The 15,472-nt window shown below is 62.0% G+C and carries 17 protein-coding genes; 2 read left to right on the top strand and 15 right to left on the bottom strand.

Annotation, left to right across the window (positions count from 1 at the left end; translation table 11 throughout):
* Nucleotides 1–76 precede the first annotated feature (76 nt).
* The 7 genes from QM741_RS08085 to QM741_RS08055 all read right to left on the bottom strand — a co-directional run bounded on the left by QM741_RS08085 (nt 77) and on the right by QM741_RS08055 (nt 6,256).
* The gene (locus tag QM741_RS08085; protein WP_415207203.1) at nt 77–559 is read right to left on the bottom strand and encodes a glutathione peroxidase; all 483 of its coding nucleotides are present in this window, start codon (nt 557–559) and stop codon (nt 77–79) included.
* Between the two features lie 69 nt (nt 560–628).
* Nucleotides 629–1,027 carry a DUF2501 domain-containing protein gene (locus tag QM741_RS08080; protein ID WP_415207202.1) on the bottom strand — a complete coding sequence of 133 codons (399 nt, stop codon included), beginning with the start codon at nt 1,025–1,027 and terminating at the stop codon, nt 629–631.
* A 109-nt stretch (nt 1,028–1,136) separates the two neighbouring features.
* On the bottom strand, nt 1,137–2,882 hold the full coding sequence (locus QM741_RS08075) for an alpha/beta hydrolase-fold protein (protein ID WP_415207201.1): 1,746 nt from the start codon (nt 2,880–2,882) through the stop codon (nt 1,137–1,139).
* A gap of 67 nt (nt 2,883–2,949) precedes the next feature.
* Nucleotides 2,950–3,858, bottom strand: a complete 909-nt coding sequence (cyoE, locus tag QM741_RS08070) for a heme o synthase (RefSeq protein WP_415207200.1) — start codon at nt 3,856–3,858, stop codon at nt 2,950–2,952.
* Nucleotides 3,825–4,955 carry a COX15/CtaA family protein gene (locus QM741_RS08065; protein WP_415207199.1) on the bottom strand — a complete coding sequence of 377 codons (1,131 nt, stop codon included), beginning with the start codon at nt 4,953–4,955 and terminating at the stop codon, nt 3,825–3,827. The genes cyoE and QM741_RS08065 overlap by 34 nt, the downstream gene beginning before the upstream one ends.
* Entirely contained in the window at nt 4,952–5,521 is a 570-nt protein-coding gene (locus tag QM741_RS08060) for a hypothetical protein (protein ID WP_415207198.1), read from the bottom strand. Before QM741_RS08060 ends, QM741_RS08065 begins: the two co-directional genes overlap by 4 nt.
* A 6-nt stretch (nt 5,522–5,527) precedes the next feature.
* Complete coding sequence (locus tag QM741_RS08055) at nt 5,528–6,256, bottom strand: SURF1 family protein (protein ID WP_415207197.1); 729 nt, start codon at nt 6,254–6,256, stop codon at nt 5,528–5,530.
* 71 nt (nt 6,257–6,327) lie between these two features.
* Here QM741_RS08055 and QM741_RS08050 point away from each other — a divergent pair, with 71 nt between their 5' ends.
* On the top strand, nt 6,328–6,537 hold the full coding sequence (locus QM741_RS08050; protein ID WP_415207196.1) for a twin transmembrane helix small protein: 210 nt from the start codon (nt 6,328–6,330) through the stop codon (nt 6,535–6,537).
* Nucleotides 6,538–6,680: 143 nt separating this feature from the next.
* Here the strand turns inward: QM741_RS08050 and QM741_RS08045 are convergent, their stop codons facing one another.
* The 8 genes from QM741_RS08045 to QM741_RS08010 form a co-directional block, all read right to left on the bottom strand.
* Nucleotides 6,681–7,559: a cytochrome c oxidase subunit 3 gene (locus QM741_RS08045; RefSeq protein WP_415207195.1), complete on the bottom strand. Its 879-nt coding sequence runs from the start codon at nt 7,557–7,559 to the stop codon at nt 6,681–6,683.
* A gap of 102 nt (nt 7,560–7,661) precedes the next feature.
* On the bottom strand, nt 7,662–8,228 hold the full coding sequence (locus QM741_RS08040) for a cytochrome c oxidase assembly protein (RefSeq protein WP_415207194.1): 567 nt from the start codon (nt 8,226–8,228) through the stop codon (nt 7,662–7,664).
* On the bottom strand, nt 8,225–8,359 hold the full coding sequence (locus QM741_RS08035; RefSeq protein WP_415207193.1) for a hypothetical protein: 135 nt from the start codon (nt 8,357–8,359) through the stop codon (nt 8,225–8,227). The genes QM741_RS08040 and QM741_RS08035 overlap by 4 nt, the downstream gene beginning before the upstream one ends.
* A 36-nt stretch (nt 8,360–8,395) precedes the next feature.
* The gene (locus tag QM741_RS08030) at nt 8,396–9,295 is read right to left on the bottom strand and encodes a hypothetical protein (protein WP_415207192.1); all 900 of its coding nucleotides are present in this window, start codon (nt 9,293–9,295) and stop codon (nt 8,396–8,398) included.
* 106 nt (nt 9,296–9,401) lie between these two features.
* Nucleotides 9,402–9,956 (bottom strand): hypothetical protein, encoded by a 555-nt coding sequence (locus tag QM741_RS08025; protein WP_415207191.1) that lies wholly within the window; start codon nt 9,954–9,956, stop codon nt 9,402–9,404.
* 224 nt (nt 9,957–10,180) lie between these two features.
* On the bottom strand, nt 10,181–11,806 hold the full coding sequence (ctaD, locus tag QM741_RS08020) for a cytochrome c oxidase subunit I (RefSeq protein ID WP_415207190.1): 1,626 nt from the start codon (nt 11,804–11,806) through the stop codon (nt 10,181–10,183).
* 93 nt (nt 11,807–11,899) lie between these two features.
* Nucleotides 11,900–12,814: a cytochrome c oxidase subunit II gene (gene coxB / locus QM741_RS08015; RefSeq protein WP_415207189.1), complete on the bottom strand. Its 915-nt coding sequence runs from the start codon at nt 12,812–12,814 to the stop codon at nt 11,900–11,902.
* A 150-nt stretch (nt 12,815–12,964) separates the two neighbouring features.
* Nucleotides 12,965–13,459, bottom strand: coding sequence for a DUF2244 domain-containing protein (locus QM741_RS08010; RefSeq protein WP_415207188.1), 495 nt, complete (start codon nt 13,457–13,459; stop codon nt 12,965–12,967).
* Nucleotides 13,460–13,756: 297 nt separating this feature from the next.
* Here QM741_RS08010 and QM741_RS08005 point away from each other — a divergent pair, with 297 nt between their 5' ends.
* Nucleotides 13,757–15,388: an alpha-glucosidase gene (locus QM741_RS08005; RefSeq protein WP_415207187.1), complete on the top strand. Its 1,632-nt coding sequence runs from the start codon at nt 13,757–13,759 to the stop codon at nt 15,386–15,388.
* The last annotated feature ends 84 nt before the right edge of the window (nt 15,389–15,472 follow it).

The raw sequence follows: 15,472 nt of genomic DNA, 5'->3' as shown, positions 1-15,472 counted from the left end.
TGCTTTTGACGAGCGAAGATCAAGATGGATTCCCGCTTTCGCGGGAATGACGGCATGTGATTGGGGGGCCGCAGCGCTATAGCACCGCGGCGATTTCCTTCTCGATCGATTCGGGCGTATCGGTCGGCGCGTAGCGCTTCACGACCTTGCCGTTCTTGTCGACGAGGAACTTGGTGAAGTTCCACTTGATCGACTCGCTGCCGAGCAGGCCCTTGGCCTCGCGCTTGAGGTATTTGTACAGCGGATCCGCATTCGCGCCGTTGACGTCGATCTTGGAAAACATCGGGAACTTCACTTCGTAGGTCAACGAGCAGAAGTTCTTGATCTCGGCCTCGTCGCCCGGCTCCTGATGGCCGAACTGGTCGCACGGAAAACCGAGCACGACGAGGCCCTTGTCGCGGAATTTCTCATACAGCGCCTCCAGCCCCGTGTACTGCGGCGTGAACCCGCACTTGCTCGCGACGTTGACGATCAGCATCGCCTTGCCCTTCCAGGCTTCGAGCGATTGCGGCCTGCCGTCGATGTCCTTCGCGCTGAACGTATAGATTTCGCTCGCCATGGCCGCCCCCGCAGTGTCTGGAATGCGCCTAATGTGCGGATACGGCCGGCGAAAGTCCAGCGCTGCGCGTCAAAGGAACGACTTGGCGTGGTCGAGCACGCTGCCGCAGGCCTTCTTCGTGATCGATTTCTTCATGCTGCCGAGCTTGCCGATGTCGACCGACTTGCCGTCGCCGGTCTTGACCAGCCCCTTCTCGCCGTCGTCGTAGTCGGACTTGTCCTGGTCGCCGCCGAACTTGCCCATGAGCTTGTCCTTGATGCCCGATGCGCCGCCGTCGAGATAGTTGTTCTTCACGCAATACGAGATCACGCCGGCCGCATTGCCGCCGCTGCCCGAGGCCAGCGAGGACACGTCCGCCCCACCGGCGAGACCCTTAAGGTCGCCCAATTGCGCGCCCGCGCCGCCGCACAGGCCGAATGCCGCGACGATGCCGCCCAGTATCGCCAAGCCGATCTTGTTCGATTTCATGGTGCTGCTCTCCCTTGGTGGATCGCGGCGACCGCTCGCCGCGGTGAGGCGGAATCTACCGCCCGCCGGCGGAAGAAACCGTTAATGCGCGCAGCCCGCGAGCGGCGATTCAATAGCGCCAGCTTTTCAAATCCGCGCCGGCCGGCGCGGTCTTCTCGATGCGCTCGACGATCTTCGGCAAATACATCGTGTTGTAGCGCAGGCGCGAGTAGGCGTTCGGCGTATTCGCATCGCCGTTCCAGCAGTGCTCGTCGCGCAGGCCGTACTTCACCTCGCCTTCGTAGGCCGGATCGCGGAAGCCTTCGAGCGCCGCCTGGATCAGATACACGGCATCGTTGAGGAAGTAGTTGTCCGACAGGCCGACGTAGACATGCAGCTTGCCGCGCAGCTTCTCGCCGATCTTCGCCCAGTTGCGCTTGAGGTAGTCGGTCAGGTCCCAATGCTCGCGCCAGTACGCGGCGACGTCGTGGTCGATCGCGCCCGTGCGCTTGTCGAAGATTTGCTTCGGATAGCCGTCGGGCCCGACCGGCGAGAACACCGCCTGCCAGATGTCCCACTGCTCGGTCGAGCGGCCGTGGCTGCCGAGCATGAGCTCGTAGTTCATCGCGTCGGGCATCGCCCAGATCGTGCGACCGAGATAGTCGCGCATCGCCGGCTGGGCGATGCGCTTGATCGGTCCCTGCATCCAGACCGCGTTCTTGTCTTCGTACAGGTTTATATAAGTATACGCATGGAAATCGACCGGATCGGGACAGGCGCCGAACGCGCCGTTGTAGTAGTCCGGATTGAAGATCTGCACGGCCAACGCTTCCCAGCCGCCGGTCGAGCCGCCGTAGACGAAGCGCGACCAGCCCGTGCCGAGCCCGCGGAACTGCTTCTCGATGGCCGGGATCAACTCCTTTTCGATCGCGCTGCCGTACGGCCCGACGTTGGCCGAGTCGACCGCATAGGAATCGTCGTAGTACGGATTCGCATGCTGCAGTTTCACGATCAGCACGCGCGGAAAATTCTTCGAAGTCCATTGCTGGTAGAACTTGTACGCCTCCTCCTGCTCGATGCGGTTGTAGCCGGCGAGGTGGAAGCGCTCGTTGTAGTTGGGCTTGAGGTTCGGGTCGGGCGGCTCGGTGCGGAAGCCGTCGAAGTCGGGCACAAAATGGTCGTGGAAGATCACCAGCGGGTAGCGCGACTTCGGGTGCTCATCGAAGCCCTCGGGCACGAGCACGACCGCGGACAGGAACATCGGCCGGCCCCAGAACTTGGACAGCAGCTTGCTCTGGATGCGGATATGGCGGATGTACTTCGTGTCCTTCGGCGGCACGATCGGCGGGATCGTCCGGTCGAGCGCGATCGTCAACGATTCCGCACCCTCGATCTTGCCGTATGCGCCAAGCGTGATCTTCTGCGGTTTCGAGTGGAAATTGCCCGGCTTGATGTTCCAGTGCTGGCCCTCGCCCTGGTCGGTCGGCAGGTCGAGCGTACGGCCGTCGGCGAGATGGAAGGTTTCGTAGCGGTTGAGCAGCGCTTGCACGTTGTAGGCGCCGGGCTTGAGATCGGCAATGTGCGCGAGCGGATAGCCGTCGGCGTCGGCGGAAATCGTCACGCTGGCGCCGGGTTTCCAGTCTTTCACGTTCTGCGCGAACGCGGCCTGCGACTGGAGCGTGTGGTCGACCTGGTTGCGCGGCTCGTCGGAGAAATCGTTCGAGAACAGCAGCATCAGGCGACCCTGCTGCGGCGTCTTTGCCGCGGCCGGCAACTGCACCTGGAATGTGGAAGAAGCTTCCTCTGCCGTCGCCGAACCGCACATGCCGGCCAGAACGACCAGCATCCATCCACGCCACGAACGATTGCTACGCACGGCCACTCCCCTCGCGAATTCGAAGCCATGATGCTAACCGAATTCGGAAGGCGGGGCTGCGGTGCGTTCAGCCGATGCGTTCGAGCGGCATGACCGTGCGCTGCGGGGTCGGCGTGTCGATGTAGTGGTCGATCAGCAGAAACGCGAACAGCGCCATCAGGTAGACGATCGAGTAGTTGAACACCTTCATCGCGAAGCGTTCGGACGGCGGGTCGAGCAGCGCAACTGCGTAGTAGAGGAAACCCGCGCCGAGCACGAGCGCGCCGCCGAGGTAGAACAGGCCGCTCATGCCGGTCAGGAACGGCAGCACGGTGACGAGGACGAGCAGGATCGTGTAGTAGAGCACATGCCAGCGCGTGTATTCGACGCCGTGGGTGACCGGCAGCATCGGCACCATCGCGCGCGCGTAGTCGTCGCGGCGGAAGATCGCCAGCGCCCAGAAATGCGGCGGCGTCCAGACGAAGATGATCAGCACGAGCAGCCAGGCGTGCGGATGGATGTGACCGGTGACGGCGGTCCAGCCGAGCAGCGGCGGCGCGGCGCCGGCGACGCCGCCGATGACGATGTTCTGCGGCGTGGCACGCTTGAGCCAGGCGGTGTAGACGATCGCATAGCCGATCAGCGAAGCGAAGGTCAGCGCCGCGGTCAAAGGATTCACCAATGCGATCAGGATCGTCATCGACAGCGCGCCGAGGAACACCGCGAACGCGAGCACCTTGGCCGGCGTCAACGCGCCGGTGGCGAGCGGGCGGTGTGCGGTGCGCGCCATCAGCTTGTCGATGCGCTGGTCGATCAGGTGGTTGATCGCCGCGGCCGATGCGGCGGCGAGCCAAATGCCGACGAAGCTCGCGACCGACTCGCGCAACGGCGGCCAGCCCGGCACGGCGAGAAACATGCCGATGATCGCGGTGAACACGATCAGGGCGACCACGCGCGGCTTGGTCAGTTCGAGGTATTGGTGGAACGTCGACGGCATGGGTGCGAAGGGTGAAGGGTTCGTCCGGGATTCGCAAGGCGCACGCTTCCCTTCTCCCACCGGGAGAAGCGACGCAAAGCATCGCGGCGCACGCGCACGAGCAAGGCGAGCAGCGACAGCAGCAGCACGGCAGCAACGCCGTTGTGCGCCGTGGCGATCGGCAGCGACAGGCCAAGCTTGACGTTGGCGATGCCGAGCGAGACTTGCAGCAGCAGCGCGATGCCGATCGCAATAGCAAAGGGCCGCGTCTCGACGTGGCGTGCGGCGCGCTGCACGACGGCGAGGGCGACATAGCCGAACACGAGCAGCGCGCCGATGCGGTGCACGACCTGGATCGCGATGCGTGCGGTGCCATCGAGCACGCCGCCCTCGTAGTTGACGCCGATGCCGCGCCAGAGCACGAACGCCTCGCGGAAATCCATGTTGGCCGGCCACCACTGGCCGAGGCAGGTCGGGAAATCCAGTCCGCAGGCGAGCGCCGCGTAGTTCGAGCTCGTCCAGCCGCCGAGCGCGATCTGCACGGCGACGAGGCCGATACCGATCTCAGTCAGGCGCTTGAATTTGTCTTTCTCCGCACTGGAAAAAAGCGGATTGGCGATCTGCGGAATGGTCAGGCGCAGCGCCGTGTACGCGAGCAGCGCGAACGTCGTCATGCCGCCGAGCAGATGGCCCATGACGACGACGGGTTTCAGCTTCAACGTGACCGTCCACATGCCCAGCAGTGCCTGGAACAGGATGAAGACGGCGGCGGCGAACGGGACCGCGACCAGTTCTTGCAGATCGCGGCGGCGGCGCCACACGGCGTAGGCGAGCGCGAACGTGGTCAGGATCAGGCCGCCGGCGAGAAAACGATGCACCTGCTCGCGCCAGGCCTTGTCCGACTCGACCGGGCGATCGGGAAACGCGGCATTGGCCGTGGCGATGTCGGCCTCGTGCTTGGGCCAGGTGATCTTGCCGTAGCAGGTCGGCCAATCCGGGCACGACAGGCCCGCGTTCGACAGGCGCACGAAGGCGCCGAACACGATCACGACCAGCGCGAATGCCGTTGCGATCCAAGCAAGGCGAGCGATGCCGCGCATCGAGTTCATCGGATTCATTGAATCACCTTCGGCAAATCGCGGCGCACGCCGCCGACGTCGTAGCCCTCGGCGTAGCGCATCATCAGGAAGCCGCCCGGATCGACCAGCGCGAGCGCGAGGCCGTCGCCGCCTTTCGCACGCAGATCGGCGAACGCATTCGCATCGTCCGTGCCGGTCTGCAGCGGCGCGAGCGCAGGCAGCGTGTCCGCCGGCAGCACCGGACCCAGATAGACCAGGCGCAGGCGCGTGGCATTGCGGCCGAGCGTGGCGCGCATGCGCACGAGGTCGGCCAGCGCGGCCCGGCATTGCTGCGCGCAGCCCGCGCCGGGCAGCGCGAGCATCGTCCACTGCCATTGCGGATCGCGCCAGACGAGCTTGCCGCCGTCGGCCAGCGTCACCGACACGCCATCGACCTGCTTCGGCGGATCGATCAGGGTGCCGTAGGCCTTGCTGCCCTTGGGCTGCCAGCCGGAGAGGCTCAGACAGAAGGCGATCAGTATCGGCACAACGAACACGGCGACGACACCGACCAGCACCCGGCGATTGCGCATTGCGAGCGCGGCGTTTTCGGACTGTGCGGGCATGAAAGTTTACTTCTGTACTTTTTTATAATGCAGCAAAATGAAAATCGCGATCGCGGCGACGGCGAACGCGAACCATTGCAAGGCGTAACCGCGATGCCGCTCGGGCGGCATCAGGCTCGGCGTCCATGCGCGCACGAACCCGGAAGCCGCATCCGCGTCGAGCAACAGCACGCGAGGCAGCAGCGGGCGTTGCAGATCGGCCGCGATTTCCTGCGCGTCGATCGCCAGCGTCAGCTTCGGCCATGCCGTCTGCCGCGCCAGCGCATTGCCGCCGACGCGGATGCCGTTGCCCGGAAACGGCGCGTAGACGCCGGCCAGCGTCGCCGCATCCTGCGGCAACGGCGGCAGCGCGGGCTGCGTGCCGGGCTCGTGCGACCATTCGATCCAGCCGCGATCGACCAGCAGCACCTCGCGGCTTGTGTCCGGCGCGAACGCCGCATAGGCCTCGACGCCGAGCTTGCCGTCGCGCACCTGCTCGTCGCGCAACCAGACGCGATCGGCGATAAAGCGGCCGGCCACGCGCACATGCGGGAAGCGATCCGCCTGCGGCGCGGCGCGTACCGCGGCGAAATCCTCGAACGCGGCCTTCGGCGCCGAGTCGAACGCGGCGAGCAGGCGCTGCGCCTCCTCCGCACGGTCGAGCTGCCAAATACCGAGACGCGCGAACAGCGCGATGCCGGTCAGCGTCAACACAATCGCGAACCACGACGGCCGCTGCCAACGCCGCGCCGTCATGGTTGACGAAGATCGATCGCGGCGGAGCTATACTGTTCCATCATCGTCACGACGCGACCGGACATTCCGCCATGTGGACCAAACTGATCATCGTCGCGTTCCTCGTCGTCATCGTCTACAACCTCGGCGCGGGGCTGTACTACATGATGACGGACAGGAGCGGCAGCGATCGCGTGGTCAAGGCGCTCACGAGGCGCATCGGCCTGTCCGTGCTGCTGATCCTGCTCGTGATCCTCGGCATCTGGCTCGGGATTATCAAGCCGCACGATCTGGGGCGGTGATGCTTTTCCTCCTCCCGCCGGGAGAAGGCGGCGCGCAGCGCCGGATGAGGGAAGGGCGCTGCAATTTTTCAATACTTTCGTATCGTGCGAGGCTCTTCCCTCATCCGCCTTCGGCACCTTCTCCCGATGGGAGAAGGGAAGCATCAGAGCACGTAGACGAACAGGAACAGGCCCAGCCACACCACGTCGACGAAGTGCCAGTACCACGCCACCGCCTCGAAGCCAAAGTGGTGGTCGCGATCGAAATGGCCGCGCGCGCAGCGCAGCCAGATCACGATCAGCATGATCGTGCCGAGCGTCACGTGCAGGCCGTGGAAGCCGGTCAGCATGAAGAAGGTCGAGCCGTAGACGCCGCTGCCGAGCGTGAGGTTGAGCTCGGTGTAGGCCTCCATGTACTCGTGCGCCTGATACCACAGGAAGGTGCAACCGAGCAGGATGGTGAGGCCGAGGAAGATCAGCAACTGGGTACGCTTGCCCGCGCGCAGCGCGTGGTGCGCGATCGTGATCGTCACGCCGGAGGACAGCAGGATCAACGTATTGAGCAGCGGCACGCCCCATGCCGGGATCGTCTCGAAGGCGCCACCGATCGCGGACGGGCCGTTGGTCGGCCATGCCGGCGCGTAGCCTTTCCACAGGAAGAAGTTGGTCAGCGCGCCGTCGCCTTCGCCGCCGATCCACGGCACCGACAGCGCGCGCGCGTAGAACAGCGCGCCGAAGAACGCGGCGAAGAACATCACCTCGGAGAAGATGAACCACATCATGCCCATGCGGAACGAGGTGTCGACCTGCTTGTTGTAGGTGCCGGCGACCGACTCGCGGATCACCGTGCCGAACCAGCCGAACACCATGAACAGGATGATCGCGATGCCGAGCAGCATCGTCACCTTGCCGGCCGGATGCTCGTTGAGCCAGAACGCGGCGCCGCCGAGCGTGAACAGCAGGCCGAACGAACCGAGGATCGGCCACTTCGTGCCGTGCGGGACGTAGTAGACGTTGGGGTCTGCGTGGGCGGCGTCGGACATGTCCAGAATTCCAGTTGCGTCGGGCGATGGCGGATTCTAATTGAAAAGTGCGGCCACGGATGGCCGCTTTTTGATTCTCGCGATCATGGATGATCGCATGAACTACTGCGCCGCGAGGCGCTTGGTCGCGATTTCGTTGTTGTAAAAAGTATACGACAGCGTCAATTGCTTGATGTCGGCCGGCAGCTTGGGGTCGACGACGAAGCGCACGGGCATGCGCCGCGATTCGCCGGCCTTGAGCGTCTGCTCGGTGAAGCAAAAGCACTCGGTCTTGTTGAAGTACAGCGAGGCGCGGTTCGGCGCGATGCTCGGCACGGCGTTGCCGACGATCGCATCGGGCGCGAAATTCGACGCGTCGAACCAGGCTTCGGTCAGCACGCCCGGATGCACCTTCACGCTGAACACCTCGGGCGCGAATTTCCATTTCAGCGCGCTGTTGACGTTGCCGACGAACTGCACCTCGACCAGGCGCGTATCGTCCTCCTTGAACGCCGCGACCTTGGCGCCGTCGGCGACCTTGTTCTCGTACTTGATGCCGAAGATGTGCTGGCAGGCGATGCGGTAGATCGGCGGCATCACGCGGAAGCCGAACAGGAACGAAGCGACGCAGACGATCAGCGCGATCTTGACCACGCGCCCGTTCTTCTTCTGTTCGCCCGCTGCGCTCATCGATGCACGCTCATCGCGGTCTGCACGAGGAACAGCACGAACACCGCCAACGCCACGCCCGCGACGATCCACGCCGTGCGGCGCGCAGCGGCGCGTCGGCGGTCGAGATCATTGGCGGCCGCGTTTTGCATCGATTCCTTACCTCTTAAAATATATCATTCCAATGGCTACGGAGTGTCTATCGTAGGGCAGAATTTCATTACGTTTGCCGACGGATAGGGAACATTTGCATAATATTTCGTATAGATGCCATCAGCCCATGCATCCGCTTCACTCACGTCTTCAGTCGCAAGCTTGTTAGCGCTAATTTGATTAGCTAGAGCTGAATTTAAATTTGGCAATCCAGCAACCACTCTACATTTATTCGCGAGAGCCGTCAGCGCATATTCAACTGTGGGGGAAGGCGTCACAACTTCACCAAGCCATCCTCGACTAGCAGCATCAGAATCCGTCGTCTGAAAAGCACGAGTCAAGATATCAACCATTTCCCAACTGCCTGAACGAAGCGCTGCGGATGCAATTTCGAGTGCTTCCGCGCTGTATGTAGATTTGACTTCGTCCGACTGCGCGCTATATGCCCCAAAGATTGCTCCATCCAAATAACAAGTCTGGGCCTCCACGCTACCCTGTTCCGCAGCCAATCGAACTGCCTCATTCAGCGAATTATTCACATCGGCTTCTGAGGCATTCATACAAATATGCTTTGCATGTTGAACTTTTTCTTTAATTACTTTCAGTTTCTCATCATAACCATTCAACATGTCAGCAGGAACATTTCCGTCTTGATACATGGCCAGTATATTGTCGATATTTTTTTTAATCCGGAAATACTCTCTGCACTCCATGCTCAAGCGGAAAAATTCTTCGGCAGCATTTGCATCTCCACTTTTTGCCAACGGCAAGTATCTATCTTTAGCTTCACCCCATGATAAGTCATCAAACTTTTGGGGCTCTAAATGCTTCGCCTCCAACACAACCGATTTTCTTTGCCTTTGGTTATCAAAAGAGAGAATCCTAGAAATTTTATCTTCCTCAATACCAGAAGCGCTGGAATGTACATTCTTCACAAAAGAATTTCTAAACCAGAGAAAAAGAACGCCCCCCACCCCTAAAAGGGTAACTAGAATTATCAGCAATATTCTTCTATATCGCAGCACTAATTGTTACCGGAAATTATTTACAAACCGAATTGACACTGGCATTTTGGTAATTTTGAAGGCCTTTATTCCCATACCAATAAGCAGTATTTTCATCGGGTCCTCTATTTTGATGCGTCAATTCATGAAACATAGTATCGATATCCAGCTCCAAGCTATTATTTGCAACTGTAGTTTCTCCGCCCGCTCCTCCATCTGGATCAACCGCATAAATTCTTTTTGGGTAGGTAACTCCAGAATCGCGTTTTACGATAAACGAGCCATAATTACTGGTGTAGCCGAAACTTCGGCTCCACCCTGTCGGCAACTCAGGCAAAGGAGTTGAATACATATGGGCAATGCCTGAACTATCTATGTATCTATACGCATCCATCGAATAAAAGGGAAGTTTTTGGGTCATTTTTTTATTATTACTTCCGTCAACTGGAGCGTAATTTGTTCTTATACACTCCAATTTCGAATTTGTCGGTGTAATCGCGTATCCGTCGTAGCGATATCCTCCCGCACTCGGACCTGGCGTTGTGCCGCCTGTACCTACTGTGCCGCCCAAATATACGGCGAATATTTGCATAGATTATAAATTTCCGTGCCGCATTCCCATCCGCCCGGATCGCTAGGATTACCTCCCATGCAGACTTTAGCGGTGGTAGTTGTACATTGTGAAGGAATCGTCAGAGCGAATGCAGAATTCGCTATCCCTCCCACCAAAAAAACTAGCATTACTAGAATTAACTGAATGAGACGGTGCCCGAATCGCATACACTCTCCTTGTAAAGAACCATACTATTTATCGCTTCAATGCGTTACATCGCCATGCGCCAGCATGCCCGGCTTGATCACCGGCGGCGTCGAGAACGTATGGTGCGGCGCCGGCGACGGCACTTCCCACTCCAGGCCGAGCGCGCCTTCCCACGGACGCTGCGGGGCGATCGCGCCCTTCTTCTTCGAGGTCGCGAAGATGATCAGCATCATCCACGGCGTCAGGAACATGCCGAACGCGCCGATCGAGGAGACCAGGTTCCAGTCGGCGAAGGCGACGTTGTAGTCGGGGATGCGGCGCGGCATGCCGGCGAGGCCGAGGAAGTGCTGCGGGAAGAAGGTCAGGTTGACGAACACGATCGTCCACCAAAAATGGAACTTGCCCCAGGTCTCGTTGATCATGCGGCCGGTCCACTTCGGCCACCAGTAGTAGATCGCGGCGATGATCGAGAACAGCGCGCCGGTCACGAGCACGTAATGGAAGTGGGCGACGACGAAGTAGGTGTCGTGGTACTGGAAGTCGGCCGGCACGATCGCGAGCATCAGGCCCGAGAAGCCGCCGATCGTGAACAGGATGACGAAACCGATCGCCCAGAGCATCGGCGTCTCGAACGTCATCGAGCTTTTCCACATCGTGGAGACCCAGTTGAACACCTTCACGCCGGTCGGAATCGCGATCAGCATCGTCGAGTACATGAAGAACAGCTCGCCGCCGAGCGGCATGCCGACCGTGAACATGTGGTGCGCCCAGACGATGAACGACAGGAACGCGATCGAGGCGGTGGCGTAGACCATCGGCTGGTAGCCGAACAGCGGCTTGCGCGCGAACGTCGGGATGATCTCCGAGACGATGCCGAACGCCGGCAGGATCATGATGTAGACCTCGGGGTGGCCGAAGAACCAGAAGATGTGCTGGAACATCACCGGGTCGCCGCCGCCGGCCGCGTTGAAGAAGCTCGTGCCGAAGAACTTGTCGGTGAGCAGCATCGTCACCGCGCCCGCGAGCACCGGCATGACCGCGATCAGCAGGAACGCCGTGATCAGCCAGGTCCAGGTGAACAGCGGCATCTTGAGCAGGTCCACGCCCGGCGCGCGCAGGTTGAGGATCGTGGCGATGATGTTGATCGCGCCCATGATCGAGGAGATGCCCATCATGTGCACCGCGAACACCATGAACGCGACCGAGGCGCCGCCCTGCAGCGCGAGCGGCGGATACATCGTCCAGCCGCCGGCCGGACCGCCGCCGGGCATGAACAGCGTGGACAGCAGCATGAGGAACGCGAACGGCATGATCCAGAACGACCAGTTGTTCATGCGCGGCAGCGCCATGTCGGGCGCGCCGATCTGCAGCGGAATCATCCAGTTGGCGAGGCCGACGAAGGACGGCATGATCGCGCCGAAGATCATCACCAGCGCATGCAGCGTCGTCATCTGGTTGAAGAAGTACGGCTGCACGTGCTGCAGGCCGGGCGACATCAGTTCGGTGCGGATCACCACCGACATCGCCGCGCCGATGATCGCCATCGTGAACGAGAACACCAGATACAGCGTACCGATGTCCTTGTGGTTCGTGGTGAACAGCCAGCGATCGAGAAAGCCTTCGGGCTTGTGGTCGTGGACGTCGTGGGCGTGGTCGTCTGCGTGCGCGGCGGTATTGGCCATGATTGAGAACCTCTTGAATTCTGTTTTCTCTGCGCTCGTCCATGATCGCGGAGATCAAAAGCGGTCGTCCTGACCGCACTTTTCAATACAAGCTTAGCCGTGCGACGGCGCAGCGGTGGAAGTCTGTTGCGCCACCGGCGCAGCGGTGGGCGCAGCGGCCGGCGGAGGATTCTGCGCCGCCTCCTGCTGGTCGAGCCAAGCCTTGAATTCCTCGGGCGGCACGGCTTTGACGACGATCGGCATGAAGCCGTGGTCCTGGCCGCACAACTCGGCGCACTGGCCGCGGTAGATGCCGGGCTCGGAAATGTTGGTCCACGTGTCGTTGATGATTCCGGGGATCGCGTCGGACTTCCAGCCCAGCGCCGGCACCCACCAGGAATGGATCACGTCGTCGCCGGTGATGACGAAGCGGACCTTCGTGTTGGTCGGCAGCACGAGCGGCTTGTCGACGTCGAGCAGGTAGGTGTTTTCGCCCTGCGCGTTCTTGACGCTGTTGGGATCGAGGCCGGAGCGCAGCTGGCGCGTGCGGTCGCTGTCGCCATCGAGTTTGGAGATGAAGCGCACGTGGTAGGCCTTGTCGCCCCAGTTCACGTAGTCGTAGCCCCACTTCCACTGGTAGCCGGTGATCTTCACCGTCATCTGCGACTCGTTGGTGTAGGCCTCGCTGACCAGCACCTTCGTCGCCGGATAGGCCATCACGATCAGCAGCAGGATCGGCACGACCGTCCAGATCGTCTCGGCGACGGTATTGTGCGTCCAGGTCGCCGCGACCGCGCCCTTGGACTTGCGGAACTTGAACATCGCGATGAACATCGCGCCGAACACGATGATGCCGATGACGATGCAGATCCACAGCGAGAGCATGTGCAGCTGATAGGCCTCGTGCGAGGTCTGAGTCACGCCCGGGTGCATGTTGAGCTGCCACGGTGCACGTTCGGCCGCCGCCGAGGCCAACGACCAGCCCGCCGCCAGCACGGCGCCCCATCCCCACTTGCCGATATTTCGCATCGTACACGTCCCAGGAATTTTAATGGTTACAAGACCGGGCATCCTGCCGCGGCTTGTAAACAAACGGCCGCGGCAGAGCCGCGCCACGTTTGTCGCACAAACCGCTTGCGCGCTTTGTGCGCCGGCACATCGTTGTGCCGGAGTCCTCAATCAATCCGCCCGCGCCTGACGCCTGACATCCGCGAGCATTTCATTCAATTGCCGCGCCAGTTCCGCGCGTTCGGCCTCGTTCAAGAACCTGCCGACTTCCACTTCGCGTCCGTGCGAGCGCAACATCAGCCGGCTCGCCCATCCCAAGTGGCGGCCCGGCAGCAGCTCCACCCGCACCCAGTACGGATGAAACCGCAGCGGCGGCGCGGAACCGTCCATGCGCGCCACCTCCAGTCCCGATGCGCTCAGCGCAATCGTCTCGCCGGCGGCGCTGCGGCGCCAGACACGGCTCAACACGTACGCCACCACACACCAATCCAGCACCGCGAAATAAGGCGCGAACACGTTCCCGCGCCACGCGGCCAAGCCGGCGAAACTCGCCATCGCCATGCCCTGCAAGGCCAGGAACAGGCACAGACCCGCGCGCGTCAACGAACAATGCGGCAGGATCACCAGTCTTGCCGGCATCGAACCCGCTTTCAGCGTCTGCGCCATCGCGTGCCCAGCCATTACAACTCATAAATGATAGTGAGCGCGCCGGATACGGGCAAGAGACGATGCGGTTTTTCCTGCACGCTGCCCCATTCCACGCAAGCTGCGCCCCTGTCATGGCTGCGACATTTTGCCTCGCCCCTGCGCAAACATAGGCCCCGTTCCTCGCACCGGAAACGTGCCGGGCGGACAGAATACGTATGCAGCTTCCTTCGCAGACGCAAGGCCCGCGCTAAGCTCGCAACCCTGTGAGAATAAGGCGCATCCAAGCGCCAATGCTTTGCCGGGGAGTCGTTTTCCATGTCCGATGCACCGTGGTGGCGCGGCGCCGTCATCTACCAGATCTATCCGCGCAGTTTCCTCGACACCGACGGCAACGGCGTCGGCGACCTGCCCGGCATCATCGACAAGCTCGACTACGTCGCCAGCCTCGGCGTCGACGCGATCTGGATCAGCCCGTTCTTCGCATCCCCGATGGCCGATTTCGGCTACGACATCGCCGACTACCGCGCGGTCGACCCGCTGTTCGGCACGATGGCCGACTTCGACCGCCTGCTCGCCAGGGCACACGCGCTCGGCCTCAAGGTGATGATCGACCAGGTGCTCAGCCACACCTCGAACGCGCACGCCTGGTTCCGCGAGAGCCGCGAAGACCGCGCGAACGCGAAGGCCGACTGGTACGTGTGGGCCGACGCGCGCGCCGACGGCACCGCGCCGAACAATTGGATGAGCCTGTTCGGCGGCGTCGCCTGGCGCTGGGAGCCTCGGCGCGGCCAGTATTACCTGCACAATTTCCTCGCCGCGCAGCCCGATCTGAATTTCCACAATCCCGCCGTGCGCGCGGCCGTGCTCGACAACGTGCGCTTCTGGCTCGACAAGGGCGTCGACGCGTTCCGCCTCGATGCGATCAACTTCTGCTTTCACGACGCGCAGCTGCGCGACAACCCGCCCAAGCCGCCCGAAAAGCGCGTCGGCCGCGGCTTTTCGCCGGACAATCCCTACGCGTTCCAATACCACTGGTACAACAACACGCAGCCGGAGAACCTCGGCTTCCTCGAGGACCTGCGCCGCCTCACCGACGAATACCCCGGCGCGGCGACGCTCGGCGAGATCTCGTCCGAGGACTCCCTCGCGACCACGGCCGAATACACGCGCGCCGGCCGCCTGCACATGGGCTACAGCTTCGAACTGCTCGTCGACGACTTCTCGGCGGCCTACATCCGGCGCACGGTCGAGACACTCGAAGCCAAGGTCCTTGATGGCTGGCCGTGCTGGGCCGTGTCCAACCACGACGTCGTGCGCGCGGCGAGCCGCTGGGGCGGCACCGAGCCGTCGGCGGACTTCGTCAAGCTGCTCGCCGCGCTGGTCGGTTCGCTGCGCGGTTCGGTCTGCGTCTACCAGGGCGAGGAACTCGGCCTGCCCGAAGCGGACGTTCCCTTCGAGGCGCTGCAGGATCCTTACGGTATCGCGTTCTGGCCGAACTTCAAGGGCCGCGACGGCTGCCGCACGCCGATGCCGTGGCTGGACGACGGCAACGGCGCGGGATTCACCCGCGCGGAAAAAGCCTGGCTGCCGATTCCCGCCGCGCACCGCAAGCTCGCCGCTGCGCGGCAGGAAGCCGACGCGGCCTCGCCGCTCAACGCCTTCCGCCGTTTCCTGCGCTGGCGCAAGACGCAACCCGCCCTCGTGCTCGGCGACATCCGCTTCCTCGATGCCGGTGAGCCGGTGCTGATGTTCACGCGCACGCACGGCAACGACTCCTTGCTCGTTGCGCTCAATCTCGGCGTGACCGAGGTGCACGCACCGATTCCGCAAGGCTTGCGTCTCACCCAGATCGATTGCCCGGGCCCGAGCAACGGCTTTGTGCAAGCGCAGGAAGGCAAACTGGTTCTGCCGGGCTATGCTGCGATCTTTGCAAAGATCGGTGCGTAGACGTGAACAACGGCACGGCAGCAGCCACCCGAACTTCGTCATTCCAGAGGCTTTCAACAGCCGAAGGGCTGGTCAAGCTGGAAT

Origin of the sequence: Rudaea sp. (assembly GCF_047601565.1) — a bacterium.
Classification (GTDB): domain Bacteria; phylum Pseudomonadota; class Gammaproteobacteria; order Xanthomonadales; family Rhodanobacteraceae; genus Rudaea.
Note: the sequence above shows the minus strand (reverse complement) of the source record. Positions and strands in the feature narration are given on the sequence as shown.

Excerpts from the sequence above, each read along its gene's own strand:
- QM741_RS08035 (WP_415207193.1), bottom strand. The coding sequence starts at position 8,359 with ATGCAAAACGCGGCCGCCAATGATCTCGACCGCCGACGCGCCGCTGCG.
- QM741_RS08005 (WP_415207187.1), top strand. The coding sequence starts at position 13,757 with ATGTCCGATGCACCGTGGTGGCGCGGCGCCGTCATCTACCAGATCTAT.
- ctaD (WP_415207190.1), bottom strand. The coding sequence starts at position 11,806 with ATGGCCAATACCGCCGCGCACGCAGACGACCACGCCCACGACGTCCAC.
- QM741_RS08055 (WP_415207197.1), bottom strand. The coding sequence starts at position 6,256 with ATGACGGCGCGGCGTTGGCAGCGGCCGTCGTGGTTCGCGATTGTGTTG.
- cyoE (WP_415207200.1), bottom strand. The coding sequence starts at position 3,858 with ATGCCGTCGACGTTCCACCAATACCTCGAACTGACCAAGCCGCGCGTG.
- QM741_RS08060 (WP_415207198.1), bottom strand. The coding sequence starts at position 5,521 with ATGCCCGCACAGTCCGAAAACGCCGCGCTCGCAATGCGCAATCGCCGG.
- QM741_RS08080 (WP_415207202.1), bottom strand. The coding sequence starts at position 1,027 with ATGAAATCGAACAAGATCGGCTTGGCGATACTGGGCGGCATCGTCGCG.
- QM741_RS08010 (WP_415207188.1), bottom strand. The coding sequence starts at position 13,459 with ATGGCGCAGACGCTGAAAGCGGGTTCGATGCCGGCAAGACTGGTGATC.
- QM741_RS08065 (WP_415207199.1), bottom strand. The coding sequence starts at position 4,955 with ATGAATCCGATGAACTCGATGCGCGGCATCGCTCGCCTTGCTTGGATC.
- QM741_RS08040 (WP_415207194.1), bottom strand. The coding sequence starts at position 8,228 with ATGAGCGCAGCGGGCGAACAGAAGAAGAACGGGCGCGTGGTCAAGATC.
- QM741_RS08025 (WP_415207191.1), bottom strand. The coding sequence starts at position 9,956 with ATGCAAATATTCGCCGTATATTTGGGCGGCACAGTAGGTACAGGCGGC.
- QM741_RS08085 (WP_415207203.1), bottom strand. The coding sequence starts at position 559 with ATGGCGAGCGAAATCTATACGTTCAGCGCGAAGGACATCGACGGCAGG.
- QM741_RS08045 (WP_415207195.1), bottom strand. The coding sequence starts at position 7,559 with ATGTCCGACGCCGCCCACGCAGACCCCAACGTCTACTACGTCCCGCAC.
- coxB (WP_415207189.1), bottom strand. The coding sequence starts at position 12,814 with ATGCGAAATATCGGCAAGTGGGGATGGGGCGCCGTGCTGGCGGCGGGC.
- QM741_RS08050 (WP_415207196.1), top strand. The coding sequence starts at position 6,328 with ATGTGGACCAAACTGATCATCGTCGCGTTCCTCGTCGTCATCGTCTAC.